The 17343-nt window shown below is 53.1% G+C and carries 15 protein-coding genes; 7 read left to right on the forward strand and 8 right to left on the reverse strand.

Annotated elements, in window-relative coordinates:
• Positions 1 to 44 precede the first annotated feature (44 nt).
• Positions 45 to 1367 (forward strand): amino-acid N-acetyltransferase, encoded by a 1323-nt coding sequence (gene argA, locus ABNT34_RS09535; protein WP_348731007.1) that lies wholly within the window; start codon positions 45 to 47, stop codon positions 1365 to 1367.
• Positions 1368 to 1441: 74 nt separating this feature from the next.
• On the opposite strand, the gene ABNT34_RS09540 is transcribed toward argA, so the two are convergent.
• On the reverse strand, positions 1442 to 2518 hold the full coding sequence (locus ABNT34_RS09540) for a glycerol-3-phosphate dehydrogenase/oxidase (protein ID WP_348731009.1): 1077 nt from the start codon (positions 2516 to 2518) through the stop codon (positions 1442 to 1444).
• Positions 2519 to 2687: 169 nt separating this feature from the next.
• Here ABNT34_RS09540 and ABNT34_RS09545 point away from each other — a divergent pair, with 169 nt between their 5' ends.
• A complete protein-coding gene (locus ABNT34_RS09545; RefSeq protein ID WP_348731010.1) occupies positions 2688 to 4145 on the forward strand; it encodes a hypothetical protein in 1458 nt (485 codons plus the stop codon).
• Between the two features lie 50 nt (positions 4146 to 4195).
• On the opposite strand, the gene ABNT34_RS09550 is transcribed toward ABNT34_RS09545, so the two are convergent.
• On the reverse strand, positions 4196 to 5467 hold the full coding sequence (locus ABNT34_RS09550) for a glutamate-5-semialdehyde dehydrogenase (RefSeq protein ID WP_348731012.1): 1272 nt from the start codon (positions 5465 to 5467) through the stop codon (positions 4196 to 4198).
• A 1-nt stretch (position 5468) separates the two neighbouring features.
• Positions 5469 to 6581 carry a glutamate 5-kinase gene (gene proB / locus ABNT34_RS09555; RefSeq protein ID WP_348731014.1) on the reverse strand — a complete coding sequence of 371 codons (1113 nt, stop codon included), beginning with the start codon at positions 6579 to 6581 and terminating at the stop codon, positions 5469 to 5471.
• A 195-nt stretch (positions 6582 to 6776) separates the two neighbouring features.
• On the opposite strand from proB, the gene ABNT34_RS09560 reads away from it, so the two are divergent.
• Positions 6777 to 7433, forward strand: a complete 657-nt coding sequence (locus ABNT34_RS09560; protein WP_031570154.1) for an OmpA family protein — start codon at positions 6777 to 6779, stop codon at positions 7431 to 7433.
• Between the two features lie 128 nt (positions 7434 to 7561).
• On the opposite strand, the gene speE is transcribed toward ABNT34_RS09560, so the two are convergent.
• Positions 7562 to 8422 (reverse strand): polyamine aminopropyltransferase, encoded by an 861-nt coding sequence (speE, locus tag ABNT34_RS09565; RefSeq protein WP_348731017.1) that lies wholly within the window; start codon positions 8420 to 8422, stop codon positions 7562 to 7564.
• A gap of 129 nt (positions 8423 to 8551) precedes the next feature.
• On the opposite strand from speE, the gene speA reads away from it, so the two are divergent.
• The 3 genes from speA to ABNT34_RS09580 all read left to right on the forward strand — a co-directional run bounded on the left by speA (position 8552) and on the right by ABNT34_RS09580 (position 12383).
• The gene (speA, locus tag ABNT34_RS09570; RefSeq protein ID WP_348731019.1) at positions 8552 to 10435 is read left to right on the forward strand and encodes a biosynthetic arginine decarboxylase; all 1884 of its coding nucleotides are present in this window, start codon (positions 8552 to 8554) and stop codon (positions 10433 to 10435) included.
• A 119-nt stretch (positions 10436 to 10554) separates the two neighbouring features.
• Positions 10555 to 11445: an acyltransferase gene (locus ABNT34_RS09575; protein ID WP_348731020.1), complete on the forward strand. Its 891-nt coding sequence runs from the start codon at positions 10555 to 10557 to the stop codon at positions 11443 to 11445.
• Positions 11445 to 12383, forward strand: coding sequence for an acyltransferase (locus tag ABNT34_RS09580; protein ID WP_348731022.1), 939 nt, complete (start codon positions 11445 to 11447; stop codon positions 12381 to 12383). The genes ABNT34_RS09575 and ABNT34_RS09580 overlap by 1 nt, the downstream gene beginning before the upstream one ends.
• Here ABNT34_RS09580 and ABNT34_RS09585 read toward each other — a convergent pair.
• Positions 12380 to 13558: a methyltransferase gene (locus ABNT34_RS09585; RefSeq protein ID WP_348731023.1), complete on the reverse strand. Its 1179-nt coding sequence runs from the start codon at positions 13556 to 13558 to the stop codon at positions 12380 to 12382. The two genes, ABNT34_RS09580 and ABNT34_RS09585, sit on opposite strands and share 4 nt — an antisense overlap.
• Positions 13559 to 13641: 83 nt before the next feature.
• Here ABNT34_RS09585 and ABNT34_RS09590 point away from each other — a divergent pair, with 83 nt between their 5' ends.
• A complete protein-coding gene (locus tag ABNT34_RS09590) occupies positions 13642 to 14028 on the forward strand; it encodes a response regulator (RefSeq protein WP_348731025.1) in 387 nt (128 codons plus the stop codon).
• A 21-nt stretch (positions 14029 to 14049) separates the two neighbouring features.
• Here ABNT34_RS09590 and ABNT34_RS09595 read toward each other — a convergent pair whose 3' ends face one another.
• The 3 genes from ABNT34_RS09595 to ABNT34_RS09605 form a co-directional block, all read right to left on the reverse strand.
• Positions 14050 to 15024 (reverse strand): FHA domain-containing protein, encoded by a 975-nt coding sequence (locus ABNT34_RS09595; protein ID WP_348731027.1) that lies wholly within the window; start codon positions 15022 to 15024, stop codon positions 14050 to 14052.
• Positions 15015 to 16277, reverse strand: coding sequence for a serine protease (locus ABNT34_RS09600; RefSeq protein WP_348731029.1), 1263 nt, complete (start codon positions 16275 to 16277; stop codon positions 15015 to 15017). Before ABNT34_RS09600 ends, ABNT34_RS09595 begins: the two co-directional genes overlap by 10 nt.
• Positions 16278 to 16345: 68 nt before the next feature.
• Positions 16346 to 17191, reverse strand: a complete 846-nt coding sequence (locus ABNT34_RS09605) for a tetratricopeptide repeat protein (protein WP_348731031.1) — start codon at positions 17189 to 17191, stop codon at positions 16346 to 16348.
• Positions 17192 to 17343: the final 152 nt, after the last annotated feature.

Genomic DNA, 17343 nt, shown 5'->3' on the forward strand with positions numbered 1-17343 from the left:
CTCATTTTTACCGAGCCGCGAACACAGAAGGACACAAACAGAGCGTGCGTACTACTGAACTTGTTGATGGATTCCGCCAGTCGGCCCCTTATGTCAATGCACACCGTGGCAAAACCTTTGTGGTGATGCTGGGCGGTGAAGCCATTACGCAACCTGGTTTTCGCAGTATTATCAATGACATCGCTCTGCTAAATACACTAGGCATCAAAATTGTGCTGGTGTACGGCGCAAGGCCACAAATCAACAATGCGCTGACACAGGCCGGCTTAACCGCGCAGTATCACAACCGCATTCGCGTCACTGACGACGATTCTTTCCAGCTGATTAAACAAGTCGCCGGCGCGCTGCAGCTTGATATCACGGCCCGGCTGTCGATGAGTTTGTCCAATACACCGATGCATAATGCGCAAATCAACGTGGTCAGCGGCAACTTTGTTATTGCCCAGCCACTGGGGGTTGATGAAGGCGTCGATTATTTCCACAGCGGCAAAGTGCGTCGCATTGACGTCGCCGGTATCCGCCGCCAGCTCGACCAGAACTGCATCGTGCTGATGGGCCCTATTGCTGCGTCCGTCACCGGCGAAAGCTTTAACCTGACAGCCGAAGAAATTGCCACCCAGGTCGCGATTAAACTCAAAGCCGACAAAATGATTGGTTTTAGCGATGATGGCGGCATCATCGACGAAGATGGCGAGATTATTGCCGAATTAATGCCAAACTTCGCCGAATCTATGTTGCTACAGCTGGAACAGGGCCAACGCGCCTGCACCTCAACTTTGGCCTTCCTGCATGCCGCTATTACTGCCAGTCGCGCCGGCGTGTCACGTTGCCATTTGGTCAGCAGCACCATGAACGGCGCTTTGCTGCAGGAGCTGTTCTCGCGCGATGGTATCGGTACGCAGATTGTCACCGAAGCGGCCGAACGGCTGCGCCTCGCCACTATTAATGATATCGGCGGTATTCTGGATCTGATCCGGCCGCTGGAGCAACAAGGCCTGCTGGTGCGCCGCTCCCGCGAGCAGCTGGAAATGGAAATCGACCAGTTTGTGGTGATTGAACGCGACGGCCTGGTGATTGGTTGTGCTGCGCTGTATCCGTTCCCGGAAGAAAATGTCGGTGAATTTGCCTGTCTGGCGGTACACCCGAATTATCGCGACGCTGACCGCGGCAGCTTGCTGCTGAAACACATTATTGGCCTTGCCCGTCAACGCAAGTACTACACCTTGTTTGCGCTGACCACCCGCAGCATTCACTGGTTCCTTGAGCACGGCTTTGAACTGAAAGACGTCGCCGATTTACCGGCGAAAAAACAGCAGCTGTACAACTATCAGCGGCGCTCGAAAATCCTGGCACTGGATTTAACCTGATTTAAAGCCTTCCTGACGAGAAAACCTCCGGCACGCCGGAGGTTTTTGCAATGAGCATGGGGTCAGAGCAAATATCAATGGCTGCTTTGCACCTGCGCCACCACTTGTTTCGCCAACGCCCGCGCTGTCGTCCACTTGCCGCCGTTGACCGTCAGCACCGCCTGCTGCCAATGCATCGCATATTCGCGGCTGGCTTTACTGGCATCATCGGCGCCGCCAAGTAATGGCCGCACGCCGGCAAACTCGCGCTGAATATCAGTATCAAAACGCTTGGTGACAAAATAATGGTTATACAGCTTTAACAAATATTGACGCTCCGCACTGCTGCAGCGGATAGGCTCGCTCAGTTGCTGCCGCACTTCAGTAGTGCCAAGCAAGGTCTGCCCCTGAAACGGCAGCACAAACACGATACGCGCTTCGCCCGGCACTTCCAGCATATGGCCATAACGGCACAGCGGCGGTAATAACAGATGACTGCCACGCACTAAATCCAATGGCTGTCGCACAGCTAAACCCGACTGCTGCAGCAACTGATTGGCCCAGGGACCGGCCACATTAATCACGCGGTCAAAGCGGCGCCATTCACCGCTGGCCAGTTGCAACTGACCATCGGCCTGCAATGCCTGCACCGGCTGATGGTCATGCAGCAGCACGCCATGCTGGCGTGCCTGCTCAGCGACCCAAAGCCCGAGCTGCTGGTCGTCCATCTGGCCGTCAAAAAACAAAAAGGCACCGAGTAAACCATCCGGCTGTAGATCCGGACTGCAGCGCAGCGTTTGCCGGGTATTAAGCCAGCGATGCCGGCCAATGCCTTTGCGGCCAGACAGCAGATCATAAAGCCACAGGCCAATTTTCAGCTGCCAGCGCGGCCGGCGGCCACTCTGGTAAATCGGATAAAGAATGGGTAAACGCCGGGTCAAATGCGGCGCTTTTTTGATCCACCAGCGCCGTTCTTGCAGCGCTTCATGCACTAGCCGGAACTCGCCTTGTTCCAGATAACGCAGGCCACCGTGCAATAACTTGCTGGACGCGGCACTGGTCGCCTGCATCAGACCATCGCGTTCAAATAATTCGACCTGATGCCCCGCCAACGCCAGCTGCCAGGCTGAGGTCACGCCGTTGATACCGCCCCCGATCACTGCAATGTACACAGGCAACTTCCTTTGCTAACTAATTGTTTAAGAAAAGCAAATTAACTCGCGCTTGTCTAATTTTCCGGACAGAACACCATGCAGCTGCGCTGGCACGAGCTGAAAAAACAGCTACAGTTGTGTCATCATGGATCTCTACTGTACCTGAAAAGGCAAAGGAACCTGGGGCATGAATCAGGCGTTGTACGGTGCAAACGCAGCCACCAAAATCATCAAAGAATTGCTGAGTAAAATTTATGACAACAGCAGTCAACGCCAGTCAATTTATGAGCAGGCCGCCTGGTATTTTCAAGGTCACGAACAACGCGAAATAAACCTGCTGCAACAGCAAAAAACCGAGCTGCAACGCCGGCTCGACGATGCCAGTAAAGGCGCCCGGCATAAACTGGAACTTAAACTGACCGAAGTCAGTCAGCAACTGAAAGAAAGTCTGAAACAACAACAAGATAACCGGATTGACCGCATTCGCCAGCTCAAAGGTGTGGCGCGGCATATTGTTGAACTGATCCAGGGTGATACTAAAGAAGAATCACGCCAGCTGGCCGCCCGCGCGCTCGGCACTATTCAGCTGCTGTCGCCGACCTATGGCAAGAACATCGCCGTGACTAACCAGCGTCATAAACATTTGTACAAAGCCATCCTGGCGCTGCTCCTGCTGCAACAGTTATTAACCGACAAGCAGATTAAAAACCGTTTTGTGCTGGCCAAAGTTGCCGACTCGCTGAATACCGCCGCCGATACCGCGTCTGCATTCCTCGAAGAAGTGCAGATCCCTTTGGTGATGGCTTGCCTGATTCAGGATATTGGCCTGCAACACCCGCAGGTTCAAAGCCTGTTATATGGGCCGGAAGGTGATCAGGACCCATACCGGCTGTTACCGGCTGAGCAGCGCCAACAGTTACTGCAAATCAGTTTTGAACAAAGCCAGTTGTATCTGCAGGAAGGGCTGGGGCTGGACCAATATATTGGCAACTCCAGGGCTGAGCGTGAATTGTTTATGATGGTAGAGGAAGACAAACAGGCGTTTACCCTTCATTTGCTGCGCTCGGCGATCACGCCGGAAGACGGTATTGGTAATCTGCTGAAGATCCCACAGGTCTACACCTCAGTGGTGTTGCCGTCGAAACAGAATTACAGCTACGACAGCCTGCCCAAAGTCGGGCCTTTACTTAAAGCCGGTGTAGAAAAAGGCTGGTATCCGGCAGCTGTCGTACAAAGCCTGCTGACCATCACCGGTTATTTCCCGCAAGGTTACGGCATCACTTATATCCCAAAAGACTCAGATAAACGCGACTTAGATCGCTATGAATATGCCATCGTCAACGGCTTGTATCCACTCGAGCCAGAGCAACCGATATGCCGCCAAGTCACCCGGAATCTGACCTTTAACACTTTTGGCATCAACGTGGTGGTCAGCGCCGAAAACAATCTGTACTTTCCGGTCGCACAACAAAAACTGGAGCGCATCAGTGAAGAGCGGCTGCGCGAAATTCTGAGCAAGCTGGTGTCGAATTTTGAGGAAAGGGTCAATACAGACTTGATCCCGAAGTGCTGGAACCCGGATGAATTTTTCAGTTACCTGAAACATCAGAATTTGTGGAACCGCAACGACACCATTCGCAATTAACCCAACAGATTGCAGCGCCCGCTGCCGCCCAAGAGCAGCGGGTCAAGCCGTTATTGCCGGACTTGTCCGTCACCAATCACAATATACTTTTCTGTCGTCAACGACTCTAACCCCATAGGGCCATAAGCATGTAACTTACTGGTAGAGATACCAATTTCAGCGCCAAGCCCGAGCTCGCCACCATCGGAAAATCGCGAAGATGCATTGACCATCACCACCGCAGAATTGATTTGCTTCAGGAAACGCTGCGCCCGGCTGATGTCCTGAGTACAAATCACTTCGGTATGGCCGGAGCTGTGTTGTTCTATATGCGCTGTTGCTGCAGCAAAGCTGTCCACCACGCGCACTGATAACGCCAGCGCCAGATATTCAGTATCAAATTGCGCCGGGCCGGCCGGCTGGGCATTGCTGAAATAGCCAAGGCTGTGCGGACAAGCAAAGACCTGCACGCCTTGTTCCGCCAAAGCAGCACCAGCCAGCGGCAGAAAGCTGGCTGCGATATCCTGATGCACTAACAAAGTTTCCAGTGCGTTGCAGACGCCTGGCCGCTGGGTTTTGCCATTTAGCAGCAGTGCTAAGGCTTTGTCCGGATCTGCCGCTTTGTCGACAAACAAATGGCAAATGCCTTTGTAATGCTGGATCACCGGAATGCGGCTGTTGTCGCTGACAAAATGAATAAGCCCCTCACCACCGCGTGGGATCACCAAATCGACATAAGCTTTTTGCTGCAATAATTCGAGTAATATCGCCCGGTCCGGGTCCGGTAATACGGCAATAGCCGCCGGATTAATCTGATGTTTTTCCAGCACTTGCTGCAGCACAGCCGCGATGGCCAGGCTCGACTGCAAGGCTTCGCGGCCGCCGCGCAAAATCACCGCATTGCCGGATTTCAGGCACAAAGCACCGGCATCCGCCGTCACGTTAGGCCGCGCTTCATAAATCATCGCGATGACACCCAGCGGAATGCGCATCCGGCCAACCTGAATGCCGTTGGGTCGTGGCGCCAAGTGACGGATTTGACCGACCGGGTCTGGCAACGCGGAGATTTGCCGCACGGCGCCAGCGAGGCTTTGCAGCCGCTCGGCGGTCAACAGCAGCCGGTCCTGCATCGCTGGCGCCAGATCTTTTTCCCGCGCTGCGGCCATGTCCAGCTTATTGGCGGCCAGAATAGCCGGCGTCGCGGTGATCAGTGCATCAGCCATGTCGGTCAGAATATGGTTTTTCTGTGCTTCAGATAACTGCGCCAGTTGCCGGCTGGCAACCCGCGCCGCCTGACACAAAGCGACCACATCAAATTTGTTGTTTTTGGCTTCAGATTGCATCTCAAACTCCATTTAATACGACCAAATCATCCCGGTGCACCGCCACTTCGCTTGGACAGTAGCCCAATACAGCAGCGATTTGCTCGCTATGGATGCCTTTGATTTTATTCAGTTCAGCGGCATTGTACTGACTGACACCTTTGGCAATTTTGCTGCCGTCTGGCGCCACTAACCAGACCGCATCACCTTTATCAAATTCGCCCTGCACTTTGGCCACACCTTTAGCCAGCAATGACGCGCCTTTGTGTTGCACCGCCTGTGCGGCGCCCGCATCCAGCCAGACTTCGGCACTGGCTTTGCTGGAGTGTAACAACCAGTGTTTTTTCGCACTCAAGGTGCTTTGCCGCGCAGCAAACAGCGTGCCGACCGGCTTGCCGGCCAATAAATCTTCAAAGCTCTGCGCTTTTTGGCCATTGATGATCAGCGTATCGATGCCTACCGCTGTGGCTTTGTCGGCAGCCTGTAACTTGGTCACCATGCCGCCGGTGCCGGTGCTGTGATGGCTGCCACCAGCCATGGCGTAAATCTGCGGCGTCAGCGCGTCAACGCGGGGGATTAAGCAAGCGCTGGTATCGGTGCGCGGATTGGCAGTAAATAATCCGTCGACGTCGGAGCAGATAATCAGCGCATCAGCTTCGACCACAGACGCCACCATTGCCGCCAGATTGTCGTTATCGCCAACCCGCAATTCTTTGGTCGCGACGGTATCGTTTTCATTGACGATCGGCAGCGCGCCGTGACTCAGCAGCGTACGTAAGGTGTTGTCGATATTGAGGTAACGGCGCCGGTCGGCCAAATCGGCGTGGGTCAGTAAAATTTGTGCGCAGGGCCAGTCGAGCAACTGGCTCCAGGTCGCCATCATCTGTGCCTGACCAATGGCCGCTAAAGCTTGTTTCACGTTGATCGGTAACGGCTGATGGGTAAATTCAATGGCCGAGCGTCCCGCCGCCACGCTGCCGCTTGAGACCAACACCACTTCAATCCCGCGTAATTTACATTCGCTGATAAAGCGGGCAATGGCCAGCAGATATCGGGTTGACGTGCCTTTCCCTGCCGGTGCAATCAAAGCACTACCGACTTTGATCACGATCCGTTTCCAGCTCAACCCCGCCATTTGCCCACATCTCCGCCTTTGATTAATTAAGCGGCAGCTTAACTGTTTAGCCGTATAAATGTCTAGCGACCAACAGCACCGACCACAGGTTAAACGGCTGCCGGTTTGCTGCTGATTCAGCCATAATTCAGCCCGGCGACGCCAGACTCGGTCGCATATGCATTTTCTCTTATCCAGAAACACAGGATTTTTCTAATGACTTCATTTCGCCAGACTGCATCCCGCCTGACGGCACTTGCCGCCGCTGCCAGCCTGACGCTGGCCGGTTGTGCTCAGTTCCCACAAGACAATACCACCCGTGGCGCCGCTATTGGTGCAGTGGTTGGCGGTGTCGCCGGCAAAGCCACCGGCAATCACAAAAATAAACGCGTGGCCTTAGGTGCGGTATTAGGCGCGCTCAGTGGCGCGGCCATTGGTCGTTATATGGACAACCAGGAGCAGGCGCTGGAAGAACAGCTGGCCGGCTCTGGCGTCCAGGTCAAACGCGAAGGCGACGTGCTGAAACTGGAAATTCCGTCGCAAATTACTTTTGCTTCCGGTCGCAGTGACATTCGCGCTGAGCTGTATCCGGTACTGAACGACATTGCCAAAGTGCTGGCTGAATATGACAAAACCCTGCTGGTGATCACCGGCCATACCGACGACACCGGCGGTCGTGAACTGAATATGCGGCTGTCGCAACAACGCGCCGACACAGTGAAAAATTACTTAAGTGCACAGCGCATCGACGATCGCCGGTTAGTCACGCAAGGCGCAGGCCCGGACCAGCCGCTGGTGGCCAATACTTCAGAAGCGAACCGGGCGAAAAACCGTCGGGTGGAAATCCAGATTGAGCCGCTGATTAGCCAATAAGCACGGCTAAGCTTTTGTCCCCAGGGGTGCAGGTGGTTTTATGCATCCCTTTTTTATTTAAAAATAATGCCAGTCAGCTTATCTGACTGGCATTACCAATGTCTGGCGGCCGTTTTTCTGACTCAGTCTCAGGGCTTTAACTGCCGGCGCATAAAGTTTGGCAGCGCCATCGATGCCTGATGAATGTCGGCGTTGTAGTATTCAGTGTCAAAACCCGGGTTGGCTGCGGCGTCACGGCGGAAGCCGTCAAAGCCTTGTTCTTTGAGGGCCAGAGTACAAGTCCACCAGCCGCTCGGATAGACCATTTGCGGGAACTGCAGTGTTTGCAGCTCGGCAAAACCGGCGTCTTTCATTGCTACCCGCATGTCATTCAGCAGTTCCAGGTGGATCAGTGGCGATTCGCTTTGCTGCACCAGAATGCCACCCGGTTTTAACGCGGCAAAACAGCTTTGGTAAAAAGCCCGGTTAAATAAACCTTCGCCAGGGCCTATCGGGTCAGTCGAGTCGACAATCACCACATCAACGCTGGCTGGCGCGGCATCCCGCATAAACTGAATGCCGTCAGCAAACAACAACGTGGCGCGTGGGTCCTGATTCGATGCACAGAGTTCCGGGAAATAACGCTCAGCCATCCGGGTCACTTGTTCATCGATATCAATCTGCGTCACTTGCTGAATTGATCTGTGTTTCAGCACTTCCCGTAATGTGCCGCAATCACCGCCGCCGATGATGATGACGTTTTGCGGATTTGGATGGGTGAACAGCACCGGATGGCTCAGCATCTCGTGATACAGAAAATTGTCACGGGTACTGAGCATAATCACGCCGTCGATCACCATCAGATTGCCAAAATCAGTGGTTTTATAGATTTCGATGTGCTGGAAAGGCGACTGAACTTCAGCTAATTTTTGCTCGGTTCTTAAGGAAAACGCACTGCCACTTGGCGCGAAGATCTCGGTAAACCACTGTTGTGAATTGAGTTCTGACATAGTATCACTCCGGGTACTGATTCAGGGGCCAAATATTTTGCCAGTGAAGCCTGCCTGAGACAAACTTTTCATGTTTTTTTGCCGCCGATACGAATAAAATGGCGGCCTATTTTTTCTAAGGGCACGACAATGGCAGAATGGGGTATCGACAAAGCAAGATCTATTTATAACGTTGCAGTCTGGAGCGAAGGCTACTTTGACGTCAACGCCAATGGCGATCTCGTTGCTTATCCGGATCAGGATCACAGCAAACCGGGCATTAGTTTCCCGGAACTGACAGCACGTTTTAAACAAGAAGGTCTGACTTTACCAGTGCTGGTGCGGTTTACCGACATCCTGCAGCACCGGGTTGAAACCTTAATCAGCTCTTTCGCCAAGGCCAAAGCCGAGCGCGAATATCAGGGCGAATACACCGCCGTTTACCCAATCAAAGTAAACCAGCAATATTCTGTGGTGAAAAAGCTGGTGCATTCCAGCAATAAAGTCGGTCTGGAAGCCGGTTCAAAACCTGAACTGATGGCCATTCTCGGCGTCACCGAAAAACCACTGAAAATAGTTTGTAACGGTTATAAAGACAGCGAATTCCTGCGCCTGGCGACTATCGGCCAGATGATGGGCCACACGGTTTACGTGGTCGTAGAAAAACTGACTGAATTAAAAACCTTGCTGCGCGAAATCGACAGCTTAGGCGCGGCGCCATTAATCGGTATCCGTATCAAGCTGAACTCAGTCGGCAAAGGCAAATGGCAAAACACCGGTGGTGAAAAAGGTAAATTTGGCTTAACCGCAACGCAAGTGCTGCAAGCCATTGATATCTTAAAAGAAGCGGGCAAGCTGGACCTGTTACAGCTGGTACATTTCCATATCGGCTCACAAATTGCCAATATCCGCGATATTCACAACGCTATCCGCGAATGTGCCCGGCATTATGCCGAACTGCGCACGCTGGGCGTGCCTATCACCACAGTCGACGTTGGTGGTGGTTTAGGTGTGGATTACGAAGGCTCGAACTCACGTTCCGCCTGTTCGATGAACTACACCATGTATGAATATGCCCGCAACGTGGTGTTTGGCTTAAAAGAAGTCTGTGACGAATACGACTTGCCGCATCCAAACATCATCACCGAATCCGGCCGTGCCATGACTGCACACCACGCCGTGCTGGTAACCGATGCAATCGACGTGGAACGCGCGCCGGGCCTGCGTTACCTGCCGGAACCTTCAGAAGATTCGCCACAAGTGGTGTGGGCGCTGTGGGATTCTTATCAGAACGTCACGCCACGCTCCGCCGTTGAAGCCTATCACGATGCCGTGCATTACTTCACTGACGCGCATGCGCAGTATGTGCATGGCTTGTTGACGTTAAAAGACTGGTCGTTGCTGGAGCAAATCTACTTTGCCACCATCAACAAAGTGAAGGACATGCTGGACTTAAGTTCACGTTCGCACCGTGAAATTCACGACGAACTGAACGAAAAACTGGCCGACAAACTGTTCGTCAACTTCTCGTTGTTCCAGTCGATGCCAGACGCCTGGGGTATTGACCAGCTGTTCCCGGTGATGCCGCTGGAGCGGATGAATGAAGCGCTGGACCGCCGCGCTATTATTCAGGACATCACCTGTGACTCAGACGGCGCGCTGAAGAGCTATGCCGACGGCAACGGCATCGAAAGCAGCCTGCCGCTGCCGGAGTATAAAGAAGACGAGCAGTACCTGATTGGTATGTTCATGGTCGGCGCTTATCAGGAAATTCTTGGTGACTTACACAACCTGTTTGGCGACACCGATTCAGTTCATGTCGAGCTGAACCCCGATGGTACTTATTCACTGGCCAACGCCATTAAAGGTGATACCGTCGCCGACGTGCTGCGCTACGTCGCCTTTGATGCGGAAAAACTGATTAACTCCTACTCCAATCAGTTAGGTCGCAGCAGCTTCAGTACTGAAACACAGCAAGCCATGCTGGAGGAACTGAAAGCAGGCGTCTACGGCTACACCTACTTCGAAGATTAAGGTAGACTGCAGAGGTCGGAGCAGTTTAGTGGCTCCGACTAACGTATATCAAAGAGCAGGCCAGACTTGCTCTTTTTTTTGACTGCGCCGACAGACACCGCACAACACGGAGAGAACTGATGCTGCATTTCTTGCCTAAACCACTGATTGGCTTGGTTTCTTTCTTGTTGTATATCGGCAATACCTTATTCTGGGCCGTCCCTATTCTGTGCCTCGCCATTTTAAAATTGCCGCCGGTGCAACGTTGGCAAACCTGGATCACCTGGCTGTTAGATGCTTGTGCCAGCGCCTGGATCTCCATTAATAACTGCACCACGGCACTGTTTACCCGTATTCGCTGGGACGTTAAAGGTCTGGAAACACTGAGCCTGAAAGACTGGTATCTGGTTGTCGCTAATCATCAGAGCTGGGTCGATATTCTGGTGCTACAAAAAGTCTTTAATCGCCAGATCCCGTTCCTGAAATTCTTTCTGAAAAAAGAGCTGATTTATGTGCCGGTGATTGGCCTGTGCTGGTGGGCGCTGGATTTTCCTTTTATGAAACGCTACAGCGCTGCGTTTCTGGCCAAACATCCAGAGCTCAAAGGCAAAGACGTTGAAACGACGCGCAAAGCCTGTGAAAAATTTCGTTATAAACCAGTGTCGGTGATGAATTTCCTCGAAGGCACGCGGTTTACGCCGGAAAAACACACCAAACAACAGGCACCTTTTGCTCATTTACTCAAACCCAAAGCCGGTGGTATTTCTTTTGTGCTGAACGCCATGGGCGAGCATCTGCACAAATTACTGGATGTGACCATTTATTACCCGAAAGGCTCACCGAGTTTTTGGGACTATATCAGTGGTAAAGTGCATGACATCAAAGTGCGGGTCCGCGTGTTACCGATAGATCCAGCGCTGATTGGTGACTACGAAGACGCACAATACCGCCAGCAATTCCAGCACTGGGTCAACCAGTTATGGCTGGATAAAGACCGGCAAATCGCTTTATTACAACAGGAGTCCCGCTGATGCTGGCTTTTCTTCCCGCACCGTTGATTTTGCTGTTGTCGCTGCCGTTGTTTACGCTGAACCTGACGGTGTGGGGGCTGATTGTTACCATCTGCGGTGTGGTGAAATTGCTGCTGCCGATGCCGTCCGCCCGGCAACGGGTATCTAAAATTGCGCATTGGGCCTACCGTCACTGGTCTTTGCATAATCGCCAGCTGATTGAACTGTTTAACAAAGTGGAATGGCAAATCGAAGGCGAAGCGCGTTTGTCGCCACAGCGTTGGTATCTGCTGATTTCAAATCATCGCAGCTGGCTGGATATCCCGGTGCTGAGTCAGTTTGCACTGGACCGAATCCCGGAGCCCAAGTTCTTTTTAAAAGAAGAGTTAAAGTGGGTGCCTTTTATCGGCTCGGCGTCCTGGGCGCTGGATATGCCGTTTATGAAGCGCTACAGCCAGGCACAGATCCGCCGCAATCCGGCGCTGCAAGGCAAAGATATTGAAACCACACGCCAATCTTGTGAAAAATTCCGCGAGCAGCCAACGACTATTATCAACTTTGTTGAAGGCACCCGTTTTACCGCAGCCAAACACCGGTTAAAAAACAGTCCGTTCCGCTTTTTGCTACCAGCCAAAGCCGGTGGTATTGCTTTTACGCTGGCCAGCATGGGCTCGTTGTTTGATGCAGTGCTGGATGTGACGCTGATTTACCCCGACAACCCGCGCCATGTGCTGGTCGCGATGTTACTTGGCCGGTTAAAACGCGTGGTGATCCAGGTCGATGTGTTGCCGGTCGACGCGCAAATCATCGGCGATTATTTCCAGAATGAAGCGTTCCGCCAGCAGTTCCAACTGTGGCTGAACCAGCGTTGGGTCGACAAAGATCTGCGTATCGCTACCTACCTGGCTGCGCCGGACAATGAGCTGAAACAGCAGCTGGATTGCACCAGCACTTCTTAAGTGTTTTTCACTGCCTGCAATAGCAGGTTACGCGGCGTCAGGCTGGCAGCACAAAGTTCGCTGAGCTGCACCTGATAGCCTTGCGCCTGCAGATAGAGCGCCAAATCTGCCACCAGCCATAATTCCAGCGGCCGGCGAAACAGATGCTGCACCAGCTCTAATTGACGTTGTTGCAACAGCGCTTGTTCAGCCTGCTCAAGTAAACCCGGCAGCAGGCCCAGATCCGGCGGTGCCAGTTGATGTTCAGCACCGGCAAAAGCCAGAAAATCGGTTAAATCGCCACTAAACCAATGTTTGCTGACCGAGCGCAGCGGCTGATAAGCAAAGCCCTGTTGCCGCCGCCAGACCCACCACAGTTGCCGCCATAACATTTCAGTCTGAGACAGCCTCGCCACCCGCTCACCGCCGGTACAACTTTGTTGCACTGCCAGCCGCAAGTCGGGTTTACTGAGCTGAAGCAGGCTTTGCTGCCCCAAACCAGACAACGGCTGATACAGCGTTGCCTGCTGTAAATGGTAACAACAAGGCACTAAAGCCAACGCCTGACAACCGGCAACCACAGCTTCGCGCGCCGCCACCCGGTGTAAATCTCCACAAGCGTGTAAAGCAAGCAGCTGTTGCTGTGGCTGCAGATATGCCGCTACCGGTTGCTTTAGCACATCGACACAAACAAACTGCTGTGTCAGACCGAGCTGGCCGGCGCGCAGCTGGCCACTGTCACACAAGCTTTGTTGCCACTCGAGGCTGGTGACGTCAGCCTGATACAGATAACTCATCACTTTGCCAAGATGACCTTTGCCGGCGCACCACTCCAACACCGGCTGGCCGGATTGGCCGACACAAGCCGCCAGTCGGGTGATTTGCTGCCATTTGCGGCCATTGATATCGGTACTGAGCCAAAATGGCAGGGCTTTCTGAGGTTCCGCCACTTCCATTGGTAACTGTGGTAAGGCCGCAAACAACTGCGGAAACCAGGCACTAAAATACTGTTGTTGCAACGCTGGACTGGCATCAATCCTGGCACAATCTTCGAGACTGAAACTCTGCAGCAAGGCGCTTAAAGCCGGGTCCAGTTCTGCCGGCCAGTCCGCCTGCATCGGTTGAAACTGCCACAGAGGCCGGTGTTGCTGCAACAAAACATCCAAGGTTATAAATAACTGTGAAAACAATGACATCAAGACAAGCCTTCTGGTGAAAACTGGCAATCCCGACGGGCTTGTGACAGACTGAACGAGCAGCTGAGATTGAAGGATAAAAGATGACAGAACTGAAAAAAATCATGCATGTGGAAGATGATCCTTCGATCCAGATGGTTGCGCGGGTGGCACTCGAAGCCGTTGGCCACTTTGAAGTCTGTACCTGTAATGGCGGCGCACAAGCACTGGAACAGTATCCGCAATTTCTGCCTCAGCTGATCCTGCTGGATGTGATGATGCCCGGCATGGACGGACCCAGCACACTGAAACAGTTACAGCAACAATTCGATTTAAGCGACGTGCCTGTGGTCTTTATGACCGCCAAGGTCCAATCCAGCGAAATCGAATCTTACAAAGCGTTGGGAGCCAGTGATGTGGTGGTTAAACCCTTTGACCCCATGACCTTACCGAGCCAAATCCGCCAAATCTGGCAGCGCCGGCAGGGCTAAAGCCCCCGCCTGCGCGCTTTATTATTCCTCCGGCTCCAGCCGGGCTTCATCCGTCTGCCGGAATAACTCGGCGCTTTCCTTGTCAAATCCTGCACTGTCCATCGGCTTATTCAGATAAAACGTCAGTGGCATCAGGCTGTTATCAAACTTTGGAGCCAGCTGGCCCTGCTCTTCAAACAACACCGACACAGCCACACCCTGCAGACTCAGCAACAAACCAAGGCCGGTGGCTAATGCCACTTTTTTCATGACCGACAGCTGCAGCGCCAGATAAAAGTTGGCCGACAACAACAAAATCACCAGTGCAGTCTGGCCAATATCCCCCAACCAGACCACAGCGGCAGCACCGTCCAGACTAAAATTCAGCACTGTCATCAAAGCCTGCCAGCATTCCATCAACACGACCACGCTGAAGGTGATACCAAGCTGTGGCAAAAACCGTGCTTCGTGCTGATTGATTTTGGCCCAGAGCGCCAGCAATGCCGGCCATAACGCCAGCCCCAGCATCAACAATGGCAGATTCAGCAGATTGCGCGACCATCGCCCCTGGCCAGGCTCCGGCGCCGTCAGCCAGAGGCCGAATAATTCTTCGGCAACTAAAAACAGCGCCAGCAGGACAATCAGTGCCGGATGACCAAACCGGCGTAAGCGCTGCTCAATATTATTAAAAGGCAAAGCCGGCGGCACCGGATGGTGTTCGTCATAAACCCGAATGGCCTGCTCGCCCAGCCAACATAACTGACCGCTTTGCAGCTCGGTACTGGTCGTGACAGCCACCGACGGCTCGACAAAACTGCCATTGAGCGAGGCCAAATCAACCAGCTGCCAGCGGCCGTCTTCGGCCAGCACCAGTTCTGCATGGTGCGGGCTGACATGTTTGTCGTACAGGATCAAATCATTGTTATAGGCGCGGCCCAGCGCAATCCGCGGCTGGGTAAAACGATGACGCTCTGTCACTTTGTGCTGTTTATTCAGCACTTCAATAATTATTGCCATGACACAGCCCCATTGAATTTCTGACTAAAGGCCCGGGCGGTTTCCTGACTGACGCCCGACAAGGTGTAATGGCTGACCAGTCCTTGTTGTTGCTGATCCAGCGAGGCCGCCAGATACAACACATCGTACAAACCGGCATAATCGCGATAAGCCCGCACGCAATAGATCATTTTGGCGTGATGACCCCCCGCCTGACGCACTACGCGGTGCTGGCATTCAAACGCAGTCACGTCCTCTTTTAACGCCTGATTGTCGGCATTGGCGCGGGAAATGTTTTGCTCGTACAGACTGAAAAACTGCAGCGGATGTAAGTCTTTGGCTTCGAGCCACTCAAACTGCATTTCCACCCGGCCCGAGGTGAAATGCTGCGACAGAAAAATCTCTTCACTCTGGCTACAAAAAGCTGTGACTTTTTTCAGCGTTTCTTTGTCTTTTTCCACATTCGACTCGCCCCAGCAGCGCACAAAAGGCACCACTTCATCCGGCACTTTGCCGGTGCCGAAGTCTTTGAGTTTCCAGTCGGCATTCAGAATTTGGCTGAACATCGCCTGCTGGCTGCTGAGCAGCTGGCGTTCGATATCGGCTTTTAAGTCTTTGCTTTGGCCTTCGCGCTGATAACGCGCCAGCAACTGTTGCAATGCATCCGCCGGCACCAGAAACCCCAGCTGATTACCGGCCGAGGCGACATTAATGCCAACCACCTGACCACTGGCATCAACAGCAGGGCCACCGCTCATGCCTGAATTGACCGCGCCGGTAAAATGAATTCGTGGGTAATAACTGTATTTCTGCAGACCATTGTAGGTACCGGGCACCAGGATCATGCCAAGGTCATGCGGGTTGCCGAGCGAATAAATCGTGGCGCCCTGCACCGGTTTGGTCGTCTGAATTTTAAATGGCTGCGGCGCGCGGTAATCGGTGCTGACCAGCGCCAAATCGTTGATCACATCCACCGCCAGCACCTGCAAGGCACCTTTTTGCGCTCTGGCATTGAGGTATTCCAGCTGGTACTTTTCCGGCGATAACACCGCTTCGGACACCACATGATAATTGGTCACCACCAGCGCCGGATCTTCCAGCACAAAGCCGGTGCCTATTGCCGCTTTGGCACCTGAAGCCTGTTCCAGCACCCGCACCTGCAATAACGCCGGCTCAAAGCGGGCAAATAACTGTTCAGCGGAATCGGCCCGGCCCTGGGCACTGCTGAACAACAGCACTGACAACAAAGCGCAGTAATAAGTCTGCAAGCGCATTGAATTTCCTTGTGATTTCACCCGGCTTTCACCGGGATTTGAATGCTCAGACTCCAGCGTCTGAACTATTAATACAACAAACTATAGAGTTTGCGCCGGTACTCACCGGCCAGTGCGTCACCTTTTGGTAACACCGCCAGCATATCTAACATTAGCTTCTTACTGTCACCAAAGTTTAAATCCTGCTGCAGAATGCTGAATAATAACGCCAAAGCGTCGGCAAAGCGCTGCACCTGCTGATATTGCACCGCTAATTGCTGCTTCAGCTGCAGATTGGTTGGGTCAGCCGCCAGCTGTTGTTCCAGCGCACGGATCTCCGGGCTTTCTGCCGCTTGCTGGGCCAGTTCGATCAGCGCTTTGACCTGATGATACAAGGCATCCTGGTCGGCCAGCAGCACCGGGGCTATCAACTCTTCCGCCAAAGCGATTTGCCCAAGCGACGCCGCACAATAAGCCAGCTGCAGCCGCGCATCGGTGCGCTGCGGTGCCAGCTGATGGGCGTTTTTCAGCAGTGGATAGGCTTCTTGCCATTGCTGCGCCTCTAACAATGGCAAGGCCTGTTGCAGCAATAAATCTTCCGGCTTGGGTAAAAATGGCTCCAGCCGGCTACGGATTTGGCTTTCAGTTTCCACGCCGGCAAAACCATCGACCGGCTGACCGTTGCGGATAAACAGCACTGTGGGCAGAGAGCGCACGCCAAACTGCATCGCCAGTTGTTGCTCAGTGTCGCAATTGACTCTGGCCAGCACTAAATGCTCTGGATAATCACCAGCGATTTTTTCCAGCACCAATAAAATCTGCTGACAAGGCTCATGCTGCTGAACCCAAAAATCGAAAATCACCAGCTTTTGCTGCGACAGCTCCAGTAATTCACGTACGTTGTCAAAACTGACATCAATCTGATTGCTTAACACCGATAAAATCTCTGTGCGAATGAAACTCTGCCTACTATGTGGCTGCGCCCCTTGATTTGCAAGGCGTTGTGCTGATTTTATACCCTGAAAACCGGCAAAAAAACGCTGCCTGCTCCGCTAAAAAAGAGCTGGCAAGGCCGGACCAGATCCCG

The organism is Rheinheimera texasensis (assembly GCF_964031785.1).
Lineage (GTDB): Bacteria > Pseudomonadota > Gammaproteobacteria > Enterobacterales > Alteromonadaceae > Pararheinheimera > Pararheinheimera texasensis_A.